General features: G+C 72.0%; 19 protein-coding genes. 9 read left to right on the top strand and 10 right to left on the bottom strand.

All coding sequences use genetic code 11. The features are described from left to right. Positions 1–16 precede the first annotated feature (16 nt). On the bottom strand, positions 17–943 hold the full coding sequence (locus tag VGB75_14050) for a DMT family transporter (GenBank protein HEY0168161.1): 927 nt from the start codon (positions 941–943) through the stop codon (positions 17–19). A 56-nt stretch (positions 944–999) separates the two neighbouring features. Between VGB75_14050 and VGB75_14045 the strand changes: the two genes are divergently transcribed. Together VGB75_14045 and VGB75_14040 are read left to right on the top strand one after the other, a co-directional pair. After that, the gene (locus tag VGB75_14045; GenBank protein HEY0168160.1) at positions 1,000–2,280 is read left to right on the top strand and encodes a CBS domain-containing protein; all 1,281 of its coding nucleotides are present in this window, start codon (positions 1,000–1,002) and stop codon (positions 2,278–2,280) included. 76 nt (positions 2,281–2,356) lie between these two features. Continuing rightward, positions 2,357–2,836, top strand: a complete 480-nt coding sequence (locus tag VGB75_14040) for a DUF1003 domain-containing protein (GenBank protein HEY0168159.1) — start codon at positions 2,357–2,359, stop codon at positions 2,834–2,836. Positions 2,837–2,862: 26 nt separating this feature from the next. Here the strand turns inward: VGB75_14040 and VGB75_14035 are convergent, their stop codons facing one another. Continuing rightward, complete coding sequence (locus tag VGB75_14035; protein HEY0168158.1) at positions 2,863–3,366, bottom strand: MarR family transcriptional regulator; 504 nt, start codon at positions 3,364–3,366, stop codon at positions 2,863–2,865. Positions 3,367–3,414: 48 nt separating this feature from the next. On the opposite strand from VGB75_14035, the gene VGB75_14030 reads away from it, so the two are divergent. Next, positions 3,415–4,572 carry an Mrp/NBP35 family ATP-binding protein gene (locus VGB75_14030; GenBank protein ID HEY0168157.1) on the top strand — a complete coding sequence of 386 codons (1,158 nt, stop codon included), beginning with the start codon at positions 3,415–3,417 and terminating at the stop codon, positions 4,570–4,572. Between the two features lie 39 nt (positions 4,573–4,611). Here VGB75_14030 and VGB75_14025 read toward each other — a convergent pair whose 3' ends face one another. The 4 genes from VGB75_14025 to sigE form a co-directional block, all read right to left on the bottom strand. Continuing rightward, entirely contained in the window at positions 4,612–5,028 is a 417-nt protein-coding gene (locus VGB75_14025; GenBank protein HEY0168156.1) for a sec-independent translocase, read from the bottom strand. 19 nt (positions 5,029–5,047) lie between these two features. Then, entirely contained in the window at positions 5,048–6,610 is a 1,563-nt protein-coding gene (locus VGB75_14020; GenBank protein ID HEY0168155.1) for a trypsin-like peptidase domain-containing protein, read from the bottom strand. Positions 6,611–6,779: 169 nt separating this feature from the next. After that, positions 6,780–7,703 carry a hypothetical protein gene (locus VGB75_14015; GenBank protein HEY0168154.1) on the bottom strand — a complete coding sequence of 308 codons (924 nt, stop codon included), beginning with the start codon at positions 7,701–7,703 and terminating at the stop codon, positions 6,780–6,782. Beyond that, a complete protein-coding gene (gene sigE / locus VGB75_14010; protein ID HEY0168153.1) occupies positions 7,704–8,360 on the bottom strand; it encodes an RNA polymerase sigma factor SigE in 657 nt (218 codons plus the stop codon). It lies immediately after the preceding gene. A 156-nt stretch (positions 8,361–8,516) separates the two neighbouring features. Between sigE and VGB75_14005 the strand changes: the two genes are divergently transcribed. Then, positions 8,517–9,878 (top strand): pyridoxal-dependent decarboxylase, encoded by a 1,362-nt coding sequence (locus VGB75_14005; protein ID HEY0168152.1) that lies wholly within the window; start codon positions 8,517–8,519, stop codon positions 9,876–9,878. 79 nt (positions 9,879–9,957) lie between these two features. Then, positions 9,958–10,596, top strand: a complete 639-nt coding sequence (locus VGB75_14000; protein ID HEY0168151.1) for an O-methyltransferase — start codon at positions 9,958–9,960, stop codon at positions 10,594–10,596. A 33-nt stretch (positions 10,597–10,629) separates the two neighbouring features. Here the strand turns inward: VGB75_14000 and VGB75_13995 are convergent, their stop codons facing one another. Next, positions 10,630–11,532, bottom strand: coding sequence for a LysR family transcriptional regulator (locus tag VGB75_13995; protein HEY0168150.1), 903 nt, complete (start codon positions 11,530–11,532; stop codon positions 10,630–10,632). Positions 11,533–11,687: 155 nt separating this feature from the next. Between VGB75_13995 and VGB75_13990 the strand changes: the two genes are divergently transcribed. Both VGB75_13990 and VGB75_13985 read left to right on the top strand, forming a co-directional pair. Further along, positions 11,688–12,779, top strand: coding sequence for a saccharopine dehydrogenase C-terminal domain-containing protein (locus VGB75_13990; GenBank protein ID HEY0168149.1), 1,092 nt, complete (start codon positions 11,688–11,690; stop codon positions 12,777–12,779). Positions 12,780–12,790: 11 nt separating this feature from the next. After that, positions 12,791–14,320 carry an aldehyde dehydrogenase family protein gene (locus tag VGB75_13985; protein HEY0168148.1) on the top strand — a complete coding sequence of 510 codons (1,530 nt, stop codon included), beginning with the start codon at positions 12,791–12,793 and terminating at the stop codon, positions 14,318–14,320. 107 nt (positions 14,321–14,427) lie between these two features. Here VGB75_13985 and VGB75_13980 read toward each other — a convergent pair whose 3' ends face one another. The 3 genes from VGB75_13980 to VGB75_13970 all read right to left on the bottom strand — a co-directional run bounded on the left by VGB75_13980 (position 14,428) and on the right by VGB75_13970 (position 19,891). Beyond that, the gene (locus VGB75_13980) at positions 14,428–15,522 is read right to left on the bottom strand and encodes an aminotransferase class I/II-fold pyridoxal phosphate-dependent enzyme (GenBank protein HEY0168147.1); all 1,095 of its coding nucleotides are present in this window, start codon (positions 15,520–15,522) and stop codon (positions 14,428–14,430) included. 108 nt (positions 15,523–15,630) lie between these two features. Next, a complete protein-coding gene (locus VGB75_13975) occupies positions 15,631–18,480 on the bottom strand; it encodes an FAD-linked oxidase C-terminal domain-containing protein (GenBank protein ID HEY0168146.1) in 2,850 nt (949 codons plus the stop codon). 76 nt (positions 18,481–18,556) lie between these two features. Continuing rightward, positions 18,557–19,891: a hypothetical protein gene (locus VGB75_13970; GenBank protein HEY0168145.1), complete on the bottom strand. Its 1,335-nt coding sequence runs from the start codon at positions 19,889–19,891 to the stop codon at positions 18,557–18,559. Between the two features lie 269 nt (positions 19,892–20,160). On the opposite strand from VGB75_13970, the gene VGB75_13965 reads away from it, so the two are divergent. Both VGB75_13965 and VGB75_13960 read left to right on the top strand, forming a co-directional pair. After that, positions 20,161–21,846 carry an L-lactate permease gene (locus VGB75_13965; GenBank protein ID HEY0168144.1) on the top strand — a complete coding sequence of 562 codons (1,686 nt, stop codon included), beginning with the start codon at positions 20,161–20,163 and terminating at the stop codon, positions 21,844–21,846. A gap of 133 nt (positions 21,847–21,979) precedes the next feature. Then, on the top strand, positions 21,980–22,876 hold the full coding sequence (locus VGB75_13960) for a LysR family transcriptional regulator (protein HEY0168143.1): 897 nt from the start codon (positions 21,980–21,982) through the stop codon (positions 22,874–22,876). Positions 22,877–22,905 lie beyond the last annotated feature (29 nt).

Raw genomic sequence — 22,905 nt, 5'->3', positions numbered from 1 at the left:
AGGCCTCGCGCCGGCTTCAGTCCAGGTCGGGCACAGGCTCGGAGAGGCGATCACGAGCCCGCACCACCACGACCAAGCCGGCCAGCAACAGCACCAGCCCGGGGATCGCGCTGAGCGGCGGCCACTGGCCCAGCCAGAGCCCGGCGATCAGCGCCGCTCCGGGAACCTCGATCAGGATGCTCAGGCTGACGAACGTGGCGCTGACCGAGCGCAGCACCACGTTGAACAGGCTGTGCCCGAGCAGTTGGGCGCAACCGGTCACGGCCAGGATCAGCAGCCAGGCCTCGCCCGAGTAGCCACTGAGCGGCTGGCGGGCCGCGAGGCAGACCCCCAGCAGGACCAGCGCGCACACGCTGTAGCAGATGGTGGTGTAGGCCACGGTCGACATCTGCCGGCGGGCGCTGGCGCCGGTCGTGACGTAGGCGGCCGCGAAGACCCCGCCCAGCAACGCCAGCCCGTCGCCGGCCAGCGCCCGCGCTGAGACCCCGAAGTCCGCTCCGGCGATCAGGGCGGTGCCGGCAATCGCCAGTGCCATGCCCAGCCAGGCGATCCGGGGCAGCCGGCGGCCGGCCATCGCGGCTATCAGCCCGGTGAACACCGCCTGGGTGGCGCCCAGGGCGGTGGCCGAGGCGACCGAGGTCAACTTCACCGACGGCACCCAGGCGCCGAAGTGCAGCGCCAGGAACACCCCGGCGAGCGAGGCCTCGGCCCAGCCCCGCCGGCCCAGGGCGGCGAACTCGGCCCGGTGCGCCACGGCGAGGTAGGCGCCGGTGCTGCCGGCGCCGAGGGCGTTGCGCCAGAACGCGATGGCCAGCGCGGGCGCCGCGGTGGCGGCCATGATCGGCCCGGATGCCGACACCCCCGCCAGCGCTATCGCCAGCAGCCCGGCGTCGCGGGCCGGCGGCAGTGTCAGCGACTCCGAAGACTGCTCGATTCGCGACACCCGACCATCCTGTCAGTGAGGGATATGGCGGCCTGCTGGCCACTAAGCTTTGCCGCGTGAGCACCGCGACCCGCGTCTTCGTGGCCAGGCTGGCCGGCCTGGGGGTCTATGACCCCAACGGCGACCAGCTCGGCCGGGTCCGCGACGCGGTGGCGACCCTGCGGGTCGGGCGTCAGCCGCCGCGCATCCTCGGCCTGGTGGTCGAGGTGCAGCACCGGCGCCGGATCTTCGTGCCGATGGGCCGGGTCACCAGGATCGAGCCGGAGGCGGTGGTGCTGACCACCGGCAGCGTCAACATCAAGCGCTTCGAGCAGCGGCCGAACGAGCTGCTGGTGCTGGGCGAGGTGCTGGACCGGACCGTCGTGCGGATCGAGGACGGCGCCCGGATGGTGGTGGTCGACGCGGCCATGGAGCAGAACCGCCCCAAGGACTGGGTGATCACCAGGCTGGCGGTCCGCTCGGTCACCAGCAAGCTCGGACGGCGCCGAGCGGTGCTGCAGCAGATCGACTGGAACGACGTGGACGGGCTGTCGGCGACCGAGAAGGGCCAGGGCGCGGACTCGCTGCTGGCGGTGCTGGCCGGGCTGCGACCGGCCGACCTGGCCGCCCAGCTGCAGGGCATGCCGGACAAGCGGCAACAGGAAGTGGCCGAAGCCCTCAATGACGAGCGGCTGGCCGACGTGATGGAGGAGCTGCCCGAAGAGGACCAGATCAACATCATCAGCGGGCTGAGCGACGAGCGCGCCGCCGACGTCCTGGAGAAGATGAACGACGACGACGCCGCCGACCTGCTGCGCGAGTTGCCCACCGACGAGCAGGAACGCCTGCTGGAGATCATGGAGCCGGAAGAGGCCGCTCCGGTCCGCCGGTTGATGACCTACGGCGAGTACACCGCCGGCGGCATGATGACCTCGGAGCCGGTGGTGCTGCTGCCCGACGCCACCGTCGCCGAGGCGCTGGCCAGGTTGCGCAATCCCGATCTCTCGCCGGCGCTGGCAGCCCAGGTGTATGTGGTCCGCCCGCCCCAGGCCACCCCGACCGGCCGCTTCCTCGGTGTGGCGCATTTTCAGCGGCTGCTGCGCGAGCCGCCGTCCTCGCTGGTGTCGGGAATGCTCGATGACGTCATCGACCCGCTGACGCCGGAGTCCACGCTGCAGGAGGTGACCCGGCACCTGGCGACCTACAACCTGGTCGCGGTGCCGGTGGTCGATGAGAACGACCGGCTGCTGGGCGCGGTCAGCGTCGACGACGTGATCGACCACCTGCTGCCCGAGGACTGGCGTGATCGCGACGAGCTGCCCGCTGACGCGGCCGTCACCCGCCGGAGGGCTGAGTGAGCGCCAGCGTGAGCGCTCACGCCCAGGGCGGCTCGCTGCCGGGTGAGAGTCGCCGCCAGCGTCGGCGCGAGTCCCGGTGACCGAGCCTCGTCGCCGGCTGGATCAGCCGAAGACACCTCGCGGCCTGCGCGCGCCCAAGTTCAGCGCCGACGCGGTGGGCACGGCGGCCGAAGGCATCGCCCGGTTCTTCGGCACCGCCCGCTACCTCGCCATCCAGACGTTCCTGGTGATCTGCTGGATCATCTTCAACGTCCTCGCGATGGGGGTCTGGAAGTTCGACCCGTACCCCTTCATCCTGCTGAACCTGGCCTTCTCCACCCAGGCCGCCTACGCCGCGCCGCTGATCCTGCTGGCCCAGAACCGGCAGGCTGACCGGGACCGGATTCAGGCCGACGCCGACCGCAGGCGCGACCAGCGCGCGATCGCCGACGCCGAGTACCTCGCGCGCGAGATCGCCGCGATCCGGATCGCGCTCGGCGACGTGGCCACCCGCGACTACCTGCGCTCAGAGCTGACCCGGCTCGAACGCGGCCTGGCTGAGGACCGGGACGGCTGAGCCGGCCCGGCAGGCGCGGCCACGAGCTAGCGTCCGCTCCTGGAGGGCATCGGGTCGAGCTTGACCATGAGGGCGTGCAGCTGCCGCAGCTCGAGGTCGGACAGCCGATCCAGCACCAGCTCCGCCACCCCGGCCAGATGCACCTTCGACGCGTCGCGCAGCGCGTCGCGGCCCTTGCCGGTCAGCACCGTGTACATGCCCCGGGCGTCCTCGGGATCGGGCTGGCGCTGCACCAGGCCTTCTTTCTGCAGCCGGTCGACCAACCGGGTCAGGCCGCTGCGCGAGAGCAGCACCGCCTCGGCCAGCTCCGACATCCGCAACCTGTTGCCAGGGGCCTCGGCAAGCTGGAGCAGCACGTCATAACTGCCCATTGCGATCTTGCCGTGGACGTGCAGCTGATGCTCGAGCTCGCGCCACAGGTGGTTGTGGGTCCGTAGGAGACTGCGCCACGCCGCCAACCGCCAGTCGTCTGCGCGCGGCGGCGCGGGAGCGGTCACCGGCGCCTCGGCGCCGTCATCGGAAGCGGACATCACCACACACATCGTAGTGACGCCGAGCACCGCCGTAGGATCTTTGGTGTGTCTATTAATGAGGTAGGGCCGGACCCGAGCACCTTGCAAGCGGCGATCACAGCGGCGCTGGCCGGCGTGGAGGATCCCGAGATCCACAAGCCGATCACCGAGCTGGGCATGGTGGAGCGGGTCAGCGTCGCCGCGGACGGCTCGACCAGCGTCCGGGTGCTGCTGACGGTCGCCGGCTGCCCGATGCGCGAGAAGCTCACGACCGATGTCACCGCCGCGGTGTCGGCGGTGCCCGGGGTGTCCTCGGTGGCCGTGGAGCTGGGCGTCATGAACGACGCGCAGCGCACCGACCTGCGCACCAAGCTGCGCGGCGACAACCCGGTGAACGAGATCCCGTTCGCCCAGCCCGGCTCGCGCACCCGGGTGTACGCCGTCGCCTCGGGCAAGGGCGGGGTCGGCAAGAGCTCTGTCACGGTGAACCTGGCGGTGGCGCTGACCCAACGAGGCCTCCGGGTGGGCGTGCTCGACGCCGACATCTACGGCTTCTCGGTGCCCCGGATGCTGGGCGTGACGGGCAAGCCGACCCAGGTCGAGAAGATGATCATGCCGCCGCAGGCGCACGGGGTGAAGGTGATCTCGATCGGCATGTTCACCCCTGGCAACACCGCGGTGGTGTGGCGCGGGCCGATGCTGCACCGGGCCCTGCAGCAGTTCCTGGCCGACGTGTACTGGGGCGAGCTGGACGTGCTGCTGATGGACCTGCCGCCCGGGACCGGTGACATCGCGATCTCGCTGGCTCAGCTGGTGCCCTCCGCCGAGCTGCTGGTGGTCACCACTCCGCAGCTGGCCGCCCGGGAGGTGGCCGAGCGGGCCGGCTCGATCGCCCTGCAGACCCACCAGCAGATCGTCGGCGTGGTGGAGAACATGAGCTGGCTGGACCTGCCCGACGGCAGCCGGCTGGAGCTGTTCGGCGCCGGCGGCGGCCAGGCCGTCGCCGATTCGCTGACCGAGTCGACCGGCACCAAAGTCGGCCTGCTTGGCCAGGTGCCGATCGAGGTGGCCATCCGCGAGGGTGGCGATGACGGCACTCCGATCGTGCTCTCGCAGCCGGACTCGGCGTCGAGTCGGGCTTTCGGCATGATCGCCGACACCCTGGCCGGCCGGCAGCTCAGTTTGGTGGGACGCCCGCTCGGGCTGTCGGTGGCCGCTCGCTGAAGCCTCGGCGCCGACTCCCGTCGCGGTCCGGCGAAGCGCTCAGGTGGCTTCGGGGTCGACCGGAGGCCGCTCGCCCAGGGCCAGCGGCTGGTCCGCCGGCAGCGCCTGCGGTGGCGCGGGCTTGCTGAGGTCGATCATGGGCGACGGCCTGACCGGCTCGTCCTCGCCGCGCAGCGCCCGCTGGATCGACTCCCGTGGGTTGAGCGAGCTGAAGTCCTCGTCACCGAGCAGGGCGTTCTTGATCGCGGTGCGGGGGTTCAGCGATGACAGGTCGAAGTCGGCGAAGTCCGGCCCGAGTTCGGAGTTCAGCTGCGTGCGCGCGCCCTGGGCGACGTCGCGCAGGCTCCGCAGCATGCGCGCGGCGTCCCTGGCCAACTCGGGCAGCCGATCAGGCCCGAACACGATCAGCGCGATAGCCGCGAGCACCACGAACTCGAGCGGGCCGATGTTGAACACAAACCCAGCGTAGCCGGGCTCAGCTGCTACCGAGGATTACCTTGGCCTGACCGGTCACGCCGTCGCGCACATAACGCAGCGTCACGGTGGCCCCCGGCTTGGACTCGGCGACCGCGACCGTCAGCGCGTCGCCGGAGTCGATCAGGTTGTCTCCGAACAAGGTCACCACGTCACCCTCCTTCAGCCCGGCCTTGGCGGCCGGGCCGTCGGGGACGACCTGCACGAGGTAGGCGCCGTCCCGGGTGCCGTCGGTGACGCTGCGGCTGCTGGCCCCGAGGTCGGCGTGACGGACCTTGCCGGTCTGGATCAGCTCCTCGGCGATCGAGCGGGCGGTGTTCACCGGAATCGCGAAGCCGACCCCGATATTGCCGCTCTGGCTGCTGGATTGGCCCACTGAGGCGATGGCGGTGTTGATGCCGACGACCGCCCCGGCGGCGTCGACCAGCGCGCCGCCGGAGTTGCCCGGGTTGATGGAGGCGTCGGTCTGCACCGCGTCGATCACCGCGTCGGGCTCGCCGTTCTCACCGGGCAGCCGGAGCGGCCGGTTCAGGGCCGAGACGATTCCGGCGGTGACCGTGCCTCGCAGCCCCAGCGGATCGCCGATGGCGACCACCGGATCGCCGACCGCCAGGCTGTCCGAGTCGCCCAGGGTCGCCACCGTGAGGTCGGTCTTGGCGACCTTGATCACGGCCAGATCGTTGCGAGGATCGGTTCCGACCACCTTGGCCGGGCTTGAGGAACGGTCGGCGAACACCACCCGGATCGTCGGAGTGGCGGCAAAGGCGATCACGTGGTTGTTGGTGAGGATGTAGCCGCCCTTGTCGATGATCACCCCCGACCCGGAGCCGGCGGCGTCGGCGGAGCGGACGTCGATGGACACCACGGCCGGGCTCACCCGCTTGGCGATGTCAGCCACCGAGCCGGCCGGACGGTTGGCGGGCTGGTCGGTCTTGGCCAGCTTGACGTTGGGATCGGTCAGCACGGCATTGGCCCGGTCAGACAGCCAGTACCCCACCCCGCCGCCGATCAGCCCGGCGACCAGCCCGGCCACCAGCACCATCGCCAACGCTGACAACCCGAACCGGGCGCGCTTGCCCGGCGACGCCGAGGCGGCCGCGGTCGGTTCGGGGTCCTCGACGGCATCGGACATGCCGATGACCTCGTCATCGGCGTACACCGGCGGCCCGGCGATCCAGTACGGCGACTGCGGGTCACGCCAGGGATCGGTCGCGGCATCGGGCTTCCACCAGGGTGAGCCCGGCCCAGGCATGGAGGGAGCGAGCCGGTCACCGGGCGCCGGTGCGAACGACCCGGCGCCCGCGAAGGCCTGCGCGAGCTCGGCGGGAACCGGTCGGCGCGCCGGGTTGTCGTGCCGGGCCGGCAACCGGTCCCCCGGCGCCGGGGCGAAGGCCGCGCCCGAGCCCGCCGGCGCGCTGAAGGCCTCACGGTCAGTCGCCGACACCTGCGGCCCGGGGGTGGGCTGCTCAGCCGTCTCCGGCGCGGGCGGTTGGAACGATCCCTGGGCGCCGGCGGGGCGGGCGAAAGGCGACGAGTCGGCTTTCTCGCTTCTAGAGTCGCTCACATGCCCTCCCTCCGTCTGGCGCTGCCCGGTGACCTCGCCGCACCGGAAAGTGGATTGAACGTCTGAGTCTGCCTGAGCGGCGCGGTCCGGGCCAAGCGCAGGGCGCCCGCGCCTGGATTCGGCCGGGCCCGCCGGGCAGCCTGGGCTCGCGGCCACAACCGGTGAGCCCTTAGGGCGTCGCCACCGGCGCACCGGCCATCGTCGGCGCGAAGGCTGCCGAAGGCCGCTCGTCGCTCGACCACGCCGCGGACCGGTTCGGCCCGGCAGCAGCCGAGGCCGAGGGCGAGGGCGCAACGGCGGACGGCGGCGCCACAGTCACCGAAGTCACCCGCTGCGGGCCCGGACGAGCCGGTCGATCGGCGATCGGGCTGGCCGTGCTTGCTGTGCTTGCTGTGCTTGCCGTGCTTGCTGTGCTTGCTGTGCTCGCTGTGGGTCGGCTGCGGACGCCGCCCAGCGCCGCCACGCCGCCCAGCGGGCTGGACGCCGCTTTCTGGCCAGTCAACGAGCCGGCCACATTGGCCGCGCCGGCCGGCGCCTGCCGGTCAGCGACGGCGGCCAGCGTCGAGACCTGCCCGCCGAAGGTGCCTGCCGCGACCACCGCGGCGGCCGAGGCCAGCACGGTCACCGGCAGCGCGCCTCGGCGGCGCGGGTGCCGGACCGGCTGGTGGGCAGCCGTGTCGGCCTGCTCACCCGAGAAGGGCGCGCCGGCTTGAGCGTCACGGGCCTGCGCGTCACGGGCCTGAGCGTCCCGGGCCTGGGCGTCCCGGGCTTTGCGCATGTCGTAGGCGATGAACATCGCGGTGCCGTCAGCGTCAAGCACCGTCGGCAACCCACCGCGCGACGGCGGTGGCAGCGGGGTGGACATCGGCAGCCCCGCCAGCCGATCGAGCAGGCCGGACGGCAACGCCGGAGCCTGGGCGGCTCGCAGCATCATCGCCGTCTCCCGCTGGCCCCGAACGGCGTCGGCGCACTCGACGCACTCGGCGCAATGCCGCTGCGCCCGGCTCGCCGCCGCCGCCGACAGCACGCCGTCGGCGAAAGCCGCGACAGCGTCCTCGGACAGGTGCGGCAGGCGAAACACCGGGCTGGTCATTTACGCGTTCACCACTGCCTTTTCCAGACCGGGCTCATCCGGCCGGCCGGCCGGCGCGCGGTGGGCCAGAGCCTCACGCAGCAGCACCCGGCCGCGGTGAATGCGGGAACGGACCGTCCCGACCTTGATGTCGAGGGTGAGGGCGATCTCTTCGTAGGTCAGGCCCTCAAGGTCGCAGAGCACCACGGCGGCCCGGAAGTCGGCCGGCAACGCGTCGAGCGCGCGCTGGATCTCAGGGTCGAGGTTGTTCTGCTCGTAGGCTCGCTCTGGCCCGGGCTCGTCGGAGGCCAGCCGTTCAGAGGCGTCCTCGGCCAGGGCGTCGAACCGGATCTTCTGCCGGCGGCGCACCATGTCCAGGAACAGGTTGGTGGTGATCCGGTGCAGCCAGCCCTCGAACGTGCCGGGGGTGTAGTCGGCCAGCGAGCGGAACACCCGGACGAAGGTCTCCTGGGTCAGGTCCTCGGCATCGGAGCGGTTGCCCGAGAGCCGGTAGGCCAATCGGTACACCCGGTCGGCGTGCTGGCGCACGATGTCGTCCCAGGACGGCGCGATCCAGTCTGACGGTTGCACGGCATGCGAGGATTCCGTGGTCGCCGGCGGCGTGACCGCCCGCTGCCCACCCATCGAACTAGCCACACCGAGGTTCAGCGTGGACATCGAGCGATCACCCATTTCCAAGTGGCGTCCCGCGGTTCTGGCGGGAACCACATAAGCCTTGCAGCCGTGGCTGTGTATTGCCTAAACGTCTCACTGAGCTTTGACGTTCCCGACGCCCGGCAAGCCTTTGCCCGCTCCGATGTCTAGGCTCCAGCCGTGCACACCTATACCGACCTGAGCGCGGCCCTGTCCCGATCACTGGCCGATCTGTGCCTGGCGCGGTTGGCGATGCAGGCGCCGCTGGACCTCTCGCTCACCCCTGACCAGCTGGGCGAGGCCGCCGGAGTGACCGTCACCGAGACCGGCCTTGGCGCCGAGGAGGCGCTGCGGCTCTGGGAGCACGTGCTGGCCCCGGCCTGCCTGTCGGTGGACCATCCGCGCTACCTGTCCTTCATTCCCGGCGCGCCGACCAAGGCTGCCGCCGCCTTCGACATGCTGGTCGGCGCCTCCAGCGTCTACGCCGGCACGTGGCTGGAGGGCTCGGGCGCGGTGTACGTGGAGAACCAGGCGCTGCGCTGGATCGCTGACCTGGTGGGCCTGCCCGAAGGCGCCGGCGGGGTGTTCGTGCAGGGCGGCACGATCGGCAACCTGTCTGCCCTGGTGGCCGCCCGCGAGGCCGCCAAGCACAAGCGGCAGGGCCCGCCCCCGGCCCGGTGGTCAGTGCTGGTCAGTGACGAGACGCACTCCTCGGTCAAGCACTCGCTGCAGGTGGTGATGGACGTCGGCGTCGTCAAGGTGCCCGGTGACGAGCGCGGACGGATGACCGGGGCCGCCATCAGGGCCCGGCTGGCCGAGCTGTCCGAGGCCGAGATCGACGGGATCTTCGCCGTCGTGGGCACCGCCGGCACCACCAACGCCGGCGTCGTGGACGACCTGGCCGGAATCGCCGACGTCGCCCGGGAACAGGACTGGTGGTTTCACATCGACGGCGCCTACGGCGGCGCCGGGCTGGCCGCGCCGTCGGTGCGGGGGCTGTTCGCCGGCGCCGAGCACGCCGACTCCTTCATCGTCGATCCGCACAAGTGGCTGTTCGCCCCGTATGACTGCTGCGCGCTGATCTACCGGGACCCGGTGCTCGCCCGCGCCGCGCACACCCAGAAGGCCGGCTACCTCGACCCGGTCACGGTGGAGGGCGAATGGAATCCCAGTGACTTCTCGGTGCAGCTGACCCGGCGAGCCCGCGGCCTGCCGTTCTGGTTCTCGCTGGCCGTGCACGGCACGGCCGCCTACACCGAGGCCGTCGAGCAGACGCTGCGGGTGGCCCGGGCCGGTCAGGCGCTGATCGAGGCGGCCGAGCACGTCCGGCTGCTGGTGGAGCCGGACCTGACGGTGCTGATCTTCGAGCGGATCGGCTGGCAGGCCGAGGACTACACCCTCTGGACGGCGCGCATGCTCGCCGCCGGCTTCGCCTTCGTGACCCCGACCCGGCACGAGGGACAGGTCTGCACCCGGTTTGCCATCGTCAACCCCGAGACCACGGTCAACGACCTGGTCATGATCCTCGATTCGATGAAATAGCCGCACGGGCCGAATAGCCCTGCCCCGCCCGGCCCGGTCGGGTAAGCAGCGGGTCCGGTGCTCGGTAGAGTCTGAAGCCATGGCCGACGCGTATCTCAACTCATCCAGCCTCGCCTACGCCGAGAACTTCCTGGCCGAGGACGAAGTCACCGCGGCTGCCCGCGCCCGGGGCGCGGAAATGGGCTGCACCCCGATCGGCCGGGCCGGCGGGGCGACCCTGCGGCTGCTGGCCACCCTGGTCAGCGCCAAGTCGGTGGTCGAGGTCGGCACCGGCGCCGGCGTCTCGGGGCTGTGGCTGCTCGCCGGAATGCGCCCGGACGGGGTGCTCACCACGGTTGACACCGAGCCCGAGCACCAGCGGGCCGCCCGGCAGGCCTTCGGCGAGGCAGGCATCGGCACCACCCGGTACCGGCTGATCAACGGCGCGGCGGCCGAGGTGCTGCCCCGGCTCAATGACAGCTCCTACGACCTGGTGTTCGTAGACGCCGACAAGACCGGCTACAGCGAGTATTTCGAGCAGGGCGTCCGGCTGCTGCGCAGCGGCGGCGTGCTGGCCTTCGACAACGCGCTCTGGGGTGACCGGGTGGCCGATCCGAACGCCCGCGACGCCGAGACGGTCGCGCTGCGCGAGCTCGGCCGGACGCTACGGGAGGACACCCGGCTGGTGCCGGCGCTGCTGCCGGTGGGCGACGGGCTGCTGGTGGCCGCCAAGCGCTGACCGCGCCCTCGCTGGCTGGCCGCCTCGTCGGGCTCAGCCGGTGGACTTGACCAGCTCGTCCAACGCCGCCCGGATGATCGGCCGGTCCTGGCTCGAGCTACGGGTCAGCGCCAGCAGCCGCCGGCTCATGCTCGGCTGGGCCAGGGGCCTGATCTGGACCTCGGCCACCTTGTCAGCCACCGCCAGCCGAGGCAGCACGGCGATGCCATGCCCAGCCGCGACCGCCCGCACCAGCAGCAGCATGTCATCGGTCTCCCAGCGGACCCGAGGCTCGAAGCCTTCGGCGCGGCAGGCGAAGCGGACCGCCTGACCACAGGCTGCGTCCAGTGGCGGCATCACCCAGTTCGCGTCCGACAGCTCCGAGAGCTTCAGCTCTGCCTGCCCCGGCAACGCGCCTGCCGCGGTGACCACCACCAACGGCTCGGTGCACAGATCGGTGGCCATCAGGTAGTCGGGCACCGCGACCGGCACCCCGTCGTAGAAGTCCACCACGGCGATGTCGAAGTCGCCGTTGAGCAGCTGGTCGATGCTGCGTGCCGGCTCGGTCACGGTGACGGTCAGCTCCAGGGCGGCATGCTCGGTCGTCAGCCGAATCGCGGCCTCGCTGACCAGAGCGGCCGCGGCCGAGGCCACGGTGCCTATCCGCACGTGCCCGGACAGCTCGCCGGTCAGCCGGTCCAGGTCCGCCCGGGCCTCCTCCAGCACCTGCAGGATCGACCGGGCCCGCACCACCAGCGTCTGCCCCGCCCCGGTGAGCAGCACCCCGCGCGGCGAGCGGTCCAGCAGGGCCGTGCCGGCCTCCCGCTCGAGGATGCTCAGCTGCTGGGACACCGCCGACGGCGTCAGCCCGACCTCCCGGGCCGCGGCGGCGATGGAACCGCGTAGGGCGACCTCGTGCAGCAGGCGCAACCTGCCGACGTCCAGGGGTGTGTCCACCTTCGCCGGCCATCCTCTACGCTGGAGCCATCATCATTTTCTCTAATGACGATTCTGAGACTAACGTAAGCATAGCTGCGGTGCTGTAGACGCCCGCCTCAGATCACCCGCCCTGGTCGGCGAACCCGGACCGGCGCCGACGGAAGGATGTGCACATGCAACGCTCGATCAACGAGGTTCGAGTGGTCGGACTCGGCAAGGTCGGCGAACTGGTCGCCATCCTGCTGTCGGACGCCGGCTTCACCGTCACCGCCTATGACACCCGGCCCCGCAGTGACCTGCCCTTCACCTGCAAGGAGCTCGACGTCCGCGACGGCGCCGGGTTGCGGGCCGCGCTGACCGGCGCCGACGCCGTGGTGTCCTGCCTGCCGTACAGCCTCAACCTCGGAGTCGCCGAGGCGGCCCACGACACCGGCGTGCACTACTTCGACCTCACCGAGGACGTTCCGACCACCAACCGGGTGATGGAGCTGTCCACCCAGGCGCCGCGCGCGGTCTACGCCCCCCAGTGCGGCCTGGCCCCCGGCCTGATCGGCATCGTCGGCTCCTGGCTGGCCAAGCAGTTCGACGACATCCGATCCATCGAGCTGAAGGTCGGCGCGCTGCCCCGGCACCCGGCCGGCCTGCTCGGCTACGCCTTCAACTGGTCCCCCGAGGGCGTGGTGAACGAGTACCTCAACGACTGCGAGGTGCTGCGCGCCGGCCACCGTCAGATGGTGCCGGCGATGACCGAGAACGAGCGGGTGGTGATCGGCGGCATCGAGCTGGAGGCCTCGCTGACCTCGGGCGGGCTGGGCACCATGTGCGACACCTACGCCGGCCGGGTGCAACGGCTGGACTACAAGACCATGCGCTACCCAGGCCACTTCGAGCTCATGCGCTTTTTCTTCGACGAGCTGGGGCTGCGCCAGCGCCGTGAGCTGGCCGGCCAGATCCTGGTCGAGGCCAAGCCGCCGGTCGATGACGACGTGGTCTACCTGCATGCCGCCGTCGAGGGCCGGGCCGAGACCGCCGGCGGCCAGCTGTACCGCAAGCAGTACGTCCGGGCATACCAGCCGCTGACCATCGACGGCCGGACCTGGCGCGCCATCTCCTGGACCACGGCCGCCTCGGCGGCCGCGGTCGTCGAGCTGGTCGCCGACGGCCGGCTCCGGCAGACCGGCTTCGTGAAACAGGAAGACATCTCTTTCGCCGACCTGCTGTCCACCAAGAGCGGCGCCCTGTTCGGCGACCTCGGAAAGGTCTGACAATGACTGCCATGATCTCCCACGACGACCTGGTCCAGCGCACCGCCGGCATCCTGTCCCGGCTGGGCGTCGGCGATCCCTTCACCGCCGACGGCGATCTCAGCTGCCGCTCGCCGATCACCGGTGGCGAGCTGGGCCGGCTGCGCTCGCACAGCGTCGACGAGGTCGACGGCATCGTCGGCCAGGCCCAGCAGGCCTTCGAGCAGTGGCGGGTGACGCCGGCGCCGGTCCGCGGCCGGCTGGTCCGCGAGCTGGGCGAGCTGCTGCGCGAGCACAAGCAGGACCTCGGCGCGCTGGTGTCCATCGAAGCCGGCAAGATCGTCTCCGAAGGCCTCGGCGAGGTCCAGGAGATGATCGACATCTGTGACCTGGCCCTCGGGTTGTCCAGGCAGCTGTTCGGCAACACCATCGCCACCGAGCGCCCGGGCCACCGGATGATGGAGCAGTGGCACCCGCTCGGCGTGGTCGGCGTCGTCTCGGCGTTCAACTTCCCGGTCGCGGTGTGGTCGTGGAACTCGGCCCTGGCGCTGGTCTGCGGCGACCCGGTGGTCTGGAAGCCGTCGGAAAAGACCCCGCTCACCGCGCTGGCCTGCCTCGCTCTGGCCACCGAAGCCGCCCGCCGGGTCGGCGCTCCGCAGGCTCTGTGCCAGCTGCTCCTGGGCGGTCCGGACATCGGCCAGGCGCTGGTGGACGACTCTCGGGTGGCGCTGGTCTCAGTGACAGGCTCGACCCGGATGGGCCGGGCCGTCGCGCCCCGGGTGGCCAGCCGCTTCGGCCGGCTGCTGCTCGAACTCGGTGGCAACAACGCCGCCATCGTGGCCCCCAGCGCCGACCTCGACATGGCCGTCCGGGCCATCGTGTTCTCGGCCGCGGGCACCGCCGGGCAGCGCTGCACCAGCCTGCGCCGGGTGATCGCGCACTCCTCGATCGCCGATCAGCTGGTGGAGGCCCTCAAGAAGGCCTACGCCACCCTGCCGATCGGCTCGCCGCTGGAGGACGCCACCCTGGTGGGCCCGCTGATCGACGGCGCGGCCTACGAGGGCTTTGACAAGGCCATCGCCGCGGCGCAGGCCGACGGCGGCGAGCTGCTCGTCGGCGGTGAGCGGGTGAGCCTGGGCGAGGGTGAGCAGGCCCAGCAGTCCTTCTACGTGCGACCTGCGATCATGAGAATGCCCCGGCAGAGCGACATCGTGAAGCACGAGACGTTCGCACCGCTGCTGTACGTGCTCAGCTACGACAGCTTCGACGAGGCGATCGCGATGCAGAACGACGTCGCTCAGGGGCTGTCCTCCTCGGTGTTCACCCTCGACGTCCGCGAGGCCGAGCTCTTCCTCGCCGCGGCCGGTTCTGACTGCGGCATCGCCAATGTCAACATCGGCCCGTCCGGCGCCGAGATCGGCGGCGCGTTCGGGGGCGAGAAGGAGACCGGGGGCGGTCGGGAGTCCGGCTCGGACTCCTGGAAGGCTTACATGCGCCGCGCCACCAACACCATCAACTACTCAACCGAATTGCCGCTGGCACAAGGCGTCCAATTCGGCTGAGTCCGCGCAGCCGGGCCGGCTGGTCACCGCCCGGTTGCTGTCGAGGGCCGGTATGCCCCTTGAGCTGTACCAGCTCAGGGGCATACCGGTCTGGACAGGCCACGCTGTCAGGCCAGCCCGACCCGGCGGGCCGCAAGCTCGATCCGGTCATCCGGCGCCACCGCGGCCAGCCTGAGGTAGCCGGTGGACGCCGATCCGTAGAACTCCCCCGGCGAGGCGACGATGCCGGCCCGCTCGGCCAGCATCCTGGTCGCCGCCCAGGCGTCTCCGTCCGGCGCCTCCAGCCAGAGGTAGAACCCGCCGTCCGGCATCTTGGCCGGTAGCCCGAGGGCGGCCAGCACCTGGCACAGACGCGTCATCCGCCGCCAGTACCGCTGGCGCTGCGCCTCGACGTGCTCGTCGTCGGCCAGGGCGACCGTGGCGGCGTGCTGCACCGGACCTGGCGCCATCAGGCCGGCGTGCTTGCGCGCCTCGCGCAGGTAGTGCACCAGCTCGGGGTCACCGGCGTAGAAGCCGATCCGGGCGCCGGCGAAGTTGTCCCGCTTGGACAGCGAGTGCAACGCCAGCACCCCGGCGGTTCCGCTGGTGAGGATCGTGCTGGGCGGCTGGCTGTAGCTGAACTCGGCGTAGCACTCATCCGACAGGACCGGGACTTCCCGGTCGCGCCCCCAGCCGGCGACCTCGGCCAGGTCCGACAGCTCACCGGTCGGGTTGTTGGGCGAGTTCACCCACAGGCACAGCGCCCGGGCGGCGTCGGCGTCGGCGATCTCACCCAGGTGCTGGTAGGGCACCGCCCGCACGCCGGACAGGATGGCGCCCATCTCATAGGTCGGGTAGCTGATCGCCGGATACAGCACGGTGTCCTTGTCCGGCGTGCGCAGCTTGAGGAACTGCGGCGCCGAGGCGACGAACTCCTTGGTCCCCACACAGGCCGCCACCTCGGCGTCAGGGTCCACCGTCGCCCCCAGCCGGCGTGAGATCCAGTCTGCGGCGGCACTGCGCAGCGCCGCGGTGCCGATCGAGGGCGGGTAGCCCTCGGCGCGGCCGGGCGCGGCCAGCGCGGCGATCACCTCCGGCGGCGGCGAGTCGCACGGGGTGCCGACGGACAGGTCGATCTGGCCGCCCTCGAGCCGGTCGGCGATCGCCTTGATCTCGCCGAGGCGCTCATAGGGGTAGGGCGGTGGGACGAAACCACTCGTCATCGCTGTGTCCTATCGGGGGTCGGCTGTCAGGGCGGGTTCTCGCGGGGCTGTCAGGGGACGGGCTCGGTGTGCGGGCTGTCGGTGTGCGGGCTGTCGGTGTGCGGGCTGTCAGGGGACGGGCTCGGTGTGCGGGCTGTCGGTGCGCGGGCTGTCGGGCAACTCGCGGGCCAGCAGCTGCGCCAGGTGCAGGCCGCTGCGCTGGCTGAGCTGGTCGAGCTGGGTGCGGCAGGAGAACCCGTCGGCCAGCACCACGGTATCGGGCCCGGCGCCGCGCACCGCGGGCAACAGCGCCTGCTCAGCGACCGCCACCGACACCTCGTAATGGCCGCGCTCGACGCCGAAGTTACCGGCCAGGCCACAGCAGCCGCCGACCGTCTGCAGCTGGGCGCCGGCCCCGGTCAACAACGCGGAGTCGGCGCCGAAGCCCAGCACGGCGTGCTGATGGCAGTGCGGCTGCACGACGGCCTCGACACCCGCCAGCGACGGCGGGCGCCAGCCGCGCTCGGTGAGCAACTCAGCCAGCGTCCGGGTCTGGGCCCGCACTTGCCGGGCCCGGTCATCGTCGGGCAACAGCTCGAGGGCATCCGCCCGCAGCACCGCGGTGCAGGAGGGCTCCAGGCCCACCACCGGCATGCCCTGCGCCAGAGCGGGCGCCAGCGCGTCGAAGGTCCGGCGCAGCTGCTTGCGCGCCCCGTCGAGCTGGCCGGTCGAGATCCAGGTGAGGCCGCAGCAGACCTGAGAGTCCGCGATCCGCACCGAACAGCCGGCGGCCTCCAGCACCTCGACAGCGGCTTGGCCGACCTCTGGTGAGAACGCGTTGGTGAAGGTGTCGACGAAGAGCAGCACCGGATCACCCGGCGCCACCGGATGCTCGGCGAACCAGTCGCGAAACGACCGCGGTGCGAAGGCCGGCAGTGGCCGGCGCTGGTCGATGCCGCCGACCCGCTTGGCCAGCGCCGCCAGCGCTCGGGGTCGCAGCGCGGCGTTGGCCAGCCTCGGGGCACGGGTGGCCAGCCGGCTCCAGCGCGGCAGCTGTCCCAGCAGGTAGTGCGCGGCCGGCCGGAGCCGGCGGCGGTAGCGCTGAAACAGCAGCTCGGCCTTGTAGGTGGCCATGTCCACCCCGGCCGGGCAGTCCGAGCTGCAGCCCTTGCACGCCAGGCACAGATCCAGCGCCTGCAGCAGCTCAGGCGACTGCCAGCCTTCGGTGAGCAGCTCGCCGTTGGCCAGCTCCTGCAGCACCCGGGCCCGCCCCCGGGTCGAGTGGGTCTCATCCAGCGTCGCCAGGTAGGACGGGCACATCACGCCGCCGGCGCCGGTCAGGTCGGCACGGCACTTGCCGACCCCGACGCAGCGGTGCACCGCTGTGCTGAACGAGCCCCCGTCGTGCGGGTAGCTGAACCCGAGCGCCCGGCCGCCCGAGCCGGTCAGCGCGCGGGCCAGCGGCAGCCGCAGGTCCGCCTCGACCGGCGCCGGGTCCACGATCACGCCCGGGTTGAGGACGTTGGCCGGGTCGAAGATCGCCTTGACCGAGGCGAACAGCCCGATCGCCTCGGCGGAGTACATCGCCGGCAACAGCTCGCCGCGGGCCCGGCCGTCACCGTGCTCCCCCGACATCGAGCCGCCGTGCGCAGCCACCAGGGTGGCCGCCTCCAGCAGGAACTGCCGGAACGCGGGCGGCCGGTCGGCCAGCGGGAAGTCCAGCCGGACGTGCACGCAGCCGTCGCCGAAGTGGCCGTAGGCCAAGCCGTCGATCCGGTGCCGCTCCAGCAGGGCGAAGAACTCTCGCAGGTAGGCGCCGAGGCGTTCCGGCGGCACCGCCGCGTCCTCCCAGCCCGGCCAGGCCGGCGCGTTGTCCGGGGTCCGCCCGCCCAATCCGGCGCCGTCCTCACGGATGCGCCAGAGCCGGCGGGCGTGCTCGCCGGTCACCACCGCCGACGCCGCCGGGTCCGCGGCCCGCACGACCTGCTCGGCCGCGGCGACCGCCTCAGCCAGGCTCTGGCCGCCGGTCTCGACGAACAGCCAGCCACCGCCCTCGGGCAGCGGCGGGACCGCGCCCGGGCCTCGCCGGCTGCGCAGCACCTCGACCAGCCGGGCGTCCATGCCTTCCAGCGCCAATGGCCGATGCGGCAGCACCGTCGGCACCGCGTCGGCGGCGGCCGCCATGTCGGGATAGGCCAGCACGGCCAGCGCGGTGGCCGGGGCCAGCTCGACCAGGCTGACGGTCGCCGACGTGCTGATCGCCAGGGTGCCCTCGGTGCCGGCCAGGAACCGGGCCAGGCTGCCGCCGTTTTCAGGCAGCAGGTGCTCCATGGAGTAACCCGAGATCTGGCGCCCGAACCGGCCGAACTCGGTGCGGATGACGCCCAGGTTCGCCTGGACCAGGGCCGCCAGCCGGGCGCCGAGCGGGTCGGCCATCGCGGCCAGCGAGCCGGTCCGCAGGCTGCGCCCGTCGGCCAGCAGCAGCGACAGCGATTCGACGTTGTCGGCGGTGCGGCCGTAGGCCAGCGCGCGCGGCCCGCAGGCGTTGTTGGCGATCATCCCCCCGATCGTGCAGCGGGCCTGGGTGGAGGGGTCGGGGCCGAAGCGCAGCCGGTGCGTGGCCGCGGCCCGCTGCAGCTCGGACAGGATCAGGCCGGGTTCCACGGTGGCGGTGCGGGCCTCGGGGTCCAGGGAGATCAGCCGGTTGAGGTGCCTGGAGAAGTCCAGCACCATGCCCGCCCCGACGGCGTTGCCGGCGCAGGAGGTGCCACCGCCGCGAGCAGTCAGCGGCGTGCCGGTGCGCCCGGCCACCTGCAGCGCCAGCGCCACCTCGTCGGCGTGCCTGGGAAACACCACCACCTGGGGAACCACCCGGTAGTTGGAGGCGTCGGTGGAGTACTCCGCGCGCCGACGGCTACCGGCGTCGACCTCGCCGACACCGGCTCGGCGTAGCTCGGCTGCCAGCGTCTCGGGGTTCACGCCGTCAATCTTGTCTTACCGCCGGGCAGGTTGGCGCCTGGCGGGGCCACCGGCGCCGAAAGCGGGGCGGCCTCGCTCACCGGCGGTACTCGCGCGGATCGGTGGCGGCCATGGTGGCCGAGACGTTGGCCTGGTTGAAACCCTTGAAGCCCGACCGTCGTGCCAGGTTCTCCAGATGCGAGCCGGCGGCGCCGTTTTCGGCGATCTCGGCCGCCCGCCGCGGTTCCAGCTGGCCGGCGGTCACCAGCGCGTCCAGCCGCGCGGCCGGCACCGGCCACCAGTCCGCCTCGGTGAACGCCTGTCGCAGGTAGGGGTAGTCGGAGAACGGCCGCATCGAGGGCTGGCCCAGCTCGGCCAGCGACGTGGTCAGCTCATCGAAGGAGAACTGGCCCTCCAGGTGGTGCATGCCCGCCGCCAGCAGCGACTCACCATGCAGCGCGCACCACATCCCCACCGTGCCGTGCCGGCCGGTCTCGGCGAGCTCGACCTGCGAGAAGTCGAGGTCGACCTCGCCGGCCAGCAGGTCCACGTCGGCGAAGATCACCCCGCCGCAACCGGGGTGCTCCAGCACCTGGGCGCCCCACCCGGCCTGCGCGCCGGCGTAGAACCGCTCGCGCGAGCCGAATCCGAGCAGGGTCAGAAACTCGATCAGCGGCGCGAAGGCCGCCCGGGACGAACGGAAGGTGTGGTGGTCGTTGTTGCCCCAGCCGAGGCCGAGCCGGTCCTGGCGGGCGTGCTGCAGGGCGCCGGCGGTGTTGTGCCGCTGCCAGTAGCCGCGCTCCTGTTGCAGGAAGTAGGACGCCGCCAGGTCTAGCCCGACCAGCTCGACCGCCGCCCTGGCCGCCGGCAACTGGGCGCGTACCCCGGCCGGGCCGCTCAGCGTCCGGGGGCGCTCGGCGAGCAGCTGCCAGGCCTGGCTGGCGGCGCTGGCCTGGCTCGGCTGAAAGGTCTGCGGCCTGTTGCCGGCTGCCCACGAGCGCCGTTCCACACCGGCCAGCACCACCCCGTTCTGCTCGGCGAGCACCACCCGGCGAAAACCGGCCAGCGGCGACCCCTCGAGCTGCGCGGCGCTGGCGCCGGTCTCGCGGGCGTGACTGGCGGCCAGGGCTGCGATGTCATCGACGCGCAGCGCCAGCTCGTAGTGCTCGGCCGGGACAACGGCGGGCAACTGCGCCCCGGCGTGGCGCCACAGCCCGGCGTGGTCGGTGGGCTGGTAACCGACTGCGGCCAGCTCATCGACCGTCACCGGCCCGGTGACCGAGTCCAGCCAGTCCTGCGCTCGGGTGGCCGTCTGGGCGGCCAGTCGCCTGGTGAACGCGGCCAACTCGGCGCTCTTGCCGATCGCCTCGGCGACCAGCCTGTCGACCAGCGCCTCGGCCTGCGGATGCAACTGCCACTCGTACTCGCTCATAAGGCCATTCTCGCCGAATCGAAGCGTGCAGCCCAGGTAAGCACTACGAATGATTGTCGGCCTTAGCTTAAGAAGAAGTTAGGGTGTTCGCCCGCGACTGGGGCGGGCGCGCGCCGGCTCTGCAAGCCCTTCGGGCCATCGGCGGCTGCCTCCTGCCGGCGAGCCGAGACAGAGCATGTGGCGAGAAGGCCCTGACGGCCCGGCGACGGAGACTTCCGGGGTCGCCACAGGCCACCGCGGTGGCTCGTCGCCGAAGAACGGAGTGAGGCATGTACCGCCAGGTGCTGGACCCGGTCGCCGGGTCACTGAGCTGGAGCGCGCTGCTGGCCAGCCTGCCGATCCTCGCGCTGTTCACGCTGCTCGGCCTCGTGCGTGCCAAGGCCTGGGTGGCCGCCGCCGGCGGGCTCGCGGTGGCCCTGCTGGTGGCGATCGCGGCGTATGAGATGCCGGTCGACCAGGCGTTGCTGACCGCCACGCAGGGCGGCGCCTTCGGTCTGTTCCCACTCGCGTGGACGTTCACCACCGCGATCTGGATCTACACGATGACCGTCGGCACCGGCCACTTCGACGTGCTGCGGCGATCGTTCGCGCAGGTCAGCGATGACCGGCGGATCCAGGCGATCGTCATCGCGTTCTGCTTCGGCTCGCTGCTTGAGGCGCTCGCCGGGCAAGGCACGCCGGTCGCGATCACCAGCGTCATGCTGCTCGCGGTGGGGTTCCGGCCGGTGCTGGCGGCAAGCACGGCCCTGGTGGCCAACACCGTGCCCGCCGCGTTCGGCCCGCTCGGGCTGCCGATCACCACGCTGGCGAAGGTGACCGGCCTGCCGGCAGACGACCTCGGGGCGATGGCCGGGCGGCAGGTGCCCATCCTCGCCGTGGCGATCCCGCTGCTGGTGGTCCTGATCGTGGACGGCCGCCGGGGCGTGCGCGAGCAGTGGTGGCCGGCCCTGGCCTGTGGGCTGTCCTTCGGGTTCGCGCAGTTCGCCACCTCCAACTACCTGGCGGTCGCGCTGGCCGACATCGTCGCCGCCCTGGTCAGCGTGGGCGTGGTGACGCTGCTGGTGCGCCGGCGACCGGCGATCAGGCACGCCGCGGCGCCGGCCCTGGTCGGCCGGGGCGGCTCTGTCGGCGGCTCTGTCGGCGGCTCCGTCGGCGACTCAGCGGTCGACGGCTTAGGGATCGGCGGCCCGGCGGTCGACGCGGCAGCTCCCGACAGCCGTGCCGACGTCCTGCGCGCCTACGCGCCGTACGCGGCGATTGTCGCGATCTTCACCTTGTCGCAATGGGGGCCCGTCACCCGGGCCCTGGACTCGGCCACCGCGACGTTCGGCTGGCCGGGCCTGCACCTGCTGACTCTGGCGGGCAAGCCGTCGTCGCTGTCCACCTACAAGCTCAACCTGCTCTTGGCGCCCGGCTCGCTGCTGTTCCTGGCGGGGCTGATCACGATGGCGGTGCTGCGGGTCAGCCCCGCGCAGGCCGTGCGGGCCTACGGCCGAGCCGTGCTGCAGCTGCGCTGGGCGATTCTCACGGTGACCGGCCTGCTGGCGCTGTCCTTTGTGATGAACGCCAGTGGCCAGGCCGCGACCCTGGGCCATTGGATGTCCGGCGCGGGCGGGTTGTTCGCGGTGCTGTCACCGATCCTCGGCTGGCTCGGCGTGGCCCTGACCGGCTCGGACACCTCGTCGAACTCGCTGTTCGGCGCGCTGCAGGTCTCGGCTGCCGGGCAGACCGGGCTCGACCCGACGCTGCTGGCGGCCGCGAACGCCTCAGGCGGCGTGGTCGGCAAGATGATCTCGCTGCAGAACCTGACCATCTCCGCCGGCGCCGTCGGGCTCGTGGGGCGCGAAGGCGACCTGTTCCGTCGGATGTTCGGCTGGAGCCTGGTGCTGCTGTCAGGGATGTGCCTGATCGTGGGGCTGCAGGCGACGCCGGTGCTGTCCTGGATGACGCCGTGACCCAGCGGCGCCGATGCGCCAGCCGTCCGATAGCCCGCCGCCGATAAGCCCGCCGCCGATAAGCTCGCCGTCCGATAAGCCCGCCGTCCGATAGCCCGCCGTCCGATAGCCCGCCGCAGCCTAAGCTTCGCTGATGCTCGCTCCGCATCAGCTGCACACCCTGCGCACCGTGCTGGCCACTGGCTCCTACGCCGGCGCGGCCGCCGAGTTGCGTTACACGCCCTCCGCGGTCTCCCAGCAGATGTCGGCGCTGGAGAAGGCCACCGGCCTGGTCCTGTTCGAGCGCGGCGCGCAGAGCGTCCGGCCGACCGCGCACGCCCACCTGCTGGCCGAGCGGGCCGCCGACGTGCTGGCGATGCTGGCCGGCCTGGACCGCGAGGTGGCCGCGATCGCCCGGGGCGAGGCCGGCCAGTTGCGGATCGGCAGTTTTCCGACCGCCTCGGCCAGGCTGCTGCCGGCCGCGTTGGCCGCCCTGCGACAGCAGCGTCCAGGTGTCGAGATCGAGGTGGACGAGGGCGAGCTGGACGCGCTGCTGCCCCGGTTGCTGTCCGGCGAGCTCGACCTGGCGTTGGCCTATCGCTATGACACCGTGCCGCCCGGCTGGCCCGCCCGGCTGGCCGAGACCGAGGTGCTGCGCGAGCCGCTGTACCTGCTGCTGCCGGCCGGGCATCGGCTGGCCGGCGCTCCGTTGCGGTTGGCCGCGTTGGCGGCCGAGCGCTGGGTGGCCCCGCTGGCCGGCTCACCGGGCGCGCTGAACCTGGACCGGTTGGCGGCCCGAGCCGGCTTCGTGCCGCGAGTCAGCTTTCGCAGCAACGACTACTCGGTGGTGCGGGGCCTGGTCGGGGCAGGCCTGGGGGTCGCCCTGGTTCCGGGCCTGGGCGTCAGCGACACCGACGGCGTGCTGCCGACCCCGCTGCTGGGACGCTCACCGCGGCGTGCCGTGCTGGCCTTGCACCGGCCGGCGGCGCACAACAGCTTGATCGCCGCGGCTCTGAGCGCGATCCGGGCCACCGCCCGGACGCTGGACTGAGCGCGCCCAGCCAGCTCCGCCGGCGCGGC

The organism is Jatrophihabitans sp., from assembly GCA_036399055.1.
In the GTDB taxonomy this organism is placed as follows: Bacteria; Actinomycetota; Actinomycetes; order Mycobacteriales; family Jatrophihabitantaceae; genus Jatrophihabitans_A.
Note: the sequence above shows the minus strand (reverse complement) of the source record. Positions and strands in the feature narration are given on the sequence as shown.

Coding starts and splice junctions, on each gene's coding strand:
- VGB75_14035 (HEY0168158.1), bottom strand. CDS start 3,366: ATGTCCGCTTCCGATGACGGCGCCGAGGCGCCGGTGACCGCTCCCGCG.
- VGB75_14015 (HEY0168154.1), bottom strand. CDS start 7,703: ATGACCAGCCCGGTGTTTCGCCTGCCGCACCTGTCCGAGGACGCTGTC.
- sigE (HEY0168153.1), bottom strand. CDS start 8,360: ATGTCCACGCTGAACCTCGGTGTGGCTAGTTCGATGGGTGGGCAGCGG.
- VGB75_14000 (HEY0168151.1), top strand. CDS start 9,958: ATGGCCGACGCGTATCTCAACTCATCCAGCCTCGCCTACGCCGAGAAC.
- VGB75_13990 (HEY0168149.1), top strand. CDS start 11,688: ATGCAACGCTCGATCAACGAGGTTCGAGTGGTCGGACTCGGCAAGGTC.
- VGB75_13985 (HEY0168148.1), top strand. CDS start 12,791: ATGATCTCCCACGACGACCTGGTCCAGCGCACCGCCGGCATCCTGTCC.
- VGB75_13980 (HEY0168147.1), bottom strand. CDS start 15,522: ATGACGAGTGGTTTCGTCCCACCGCCCTACCCCTATGAGCGCCTCGGC.
- VGB75_13970 (HEY0168145.1), bottom strand. CDS start 19,891: ATGAGCGAGTACGAGTGGCAGTTGCATCCGCAGGCCGAGGCGCTGGTC.
- VGB75_13965 (HEY0168144.1), top strand. CDS start 20,161: ATGTACCGCCAGGTGCTGGACCCGGTCGCCGGGTCACTGAGCTGGAGC.
- VGB75_13960 (HEY0168143.1), top strand. CDS start 21,980: ATGCTCGCTCCGCATCAGCTGCACACCCTGCGCACCGTGCTGGCCACT.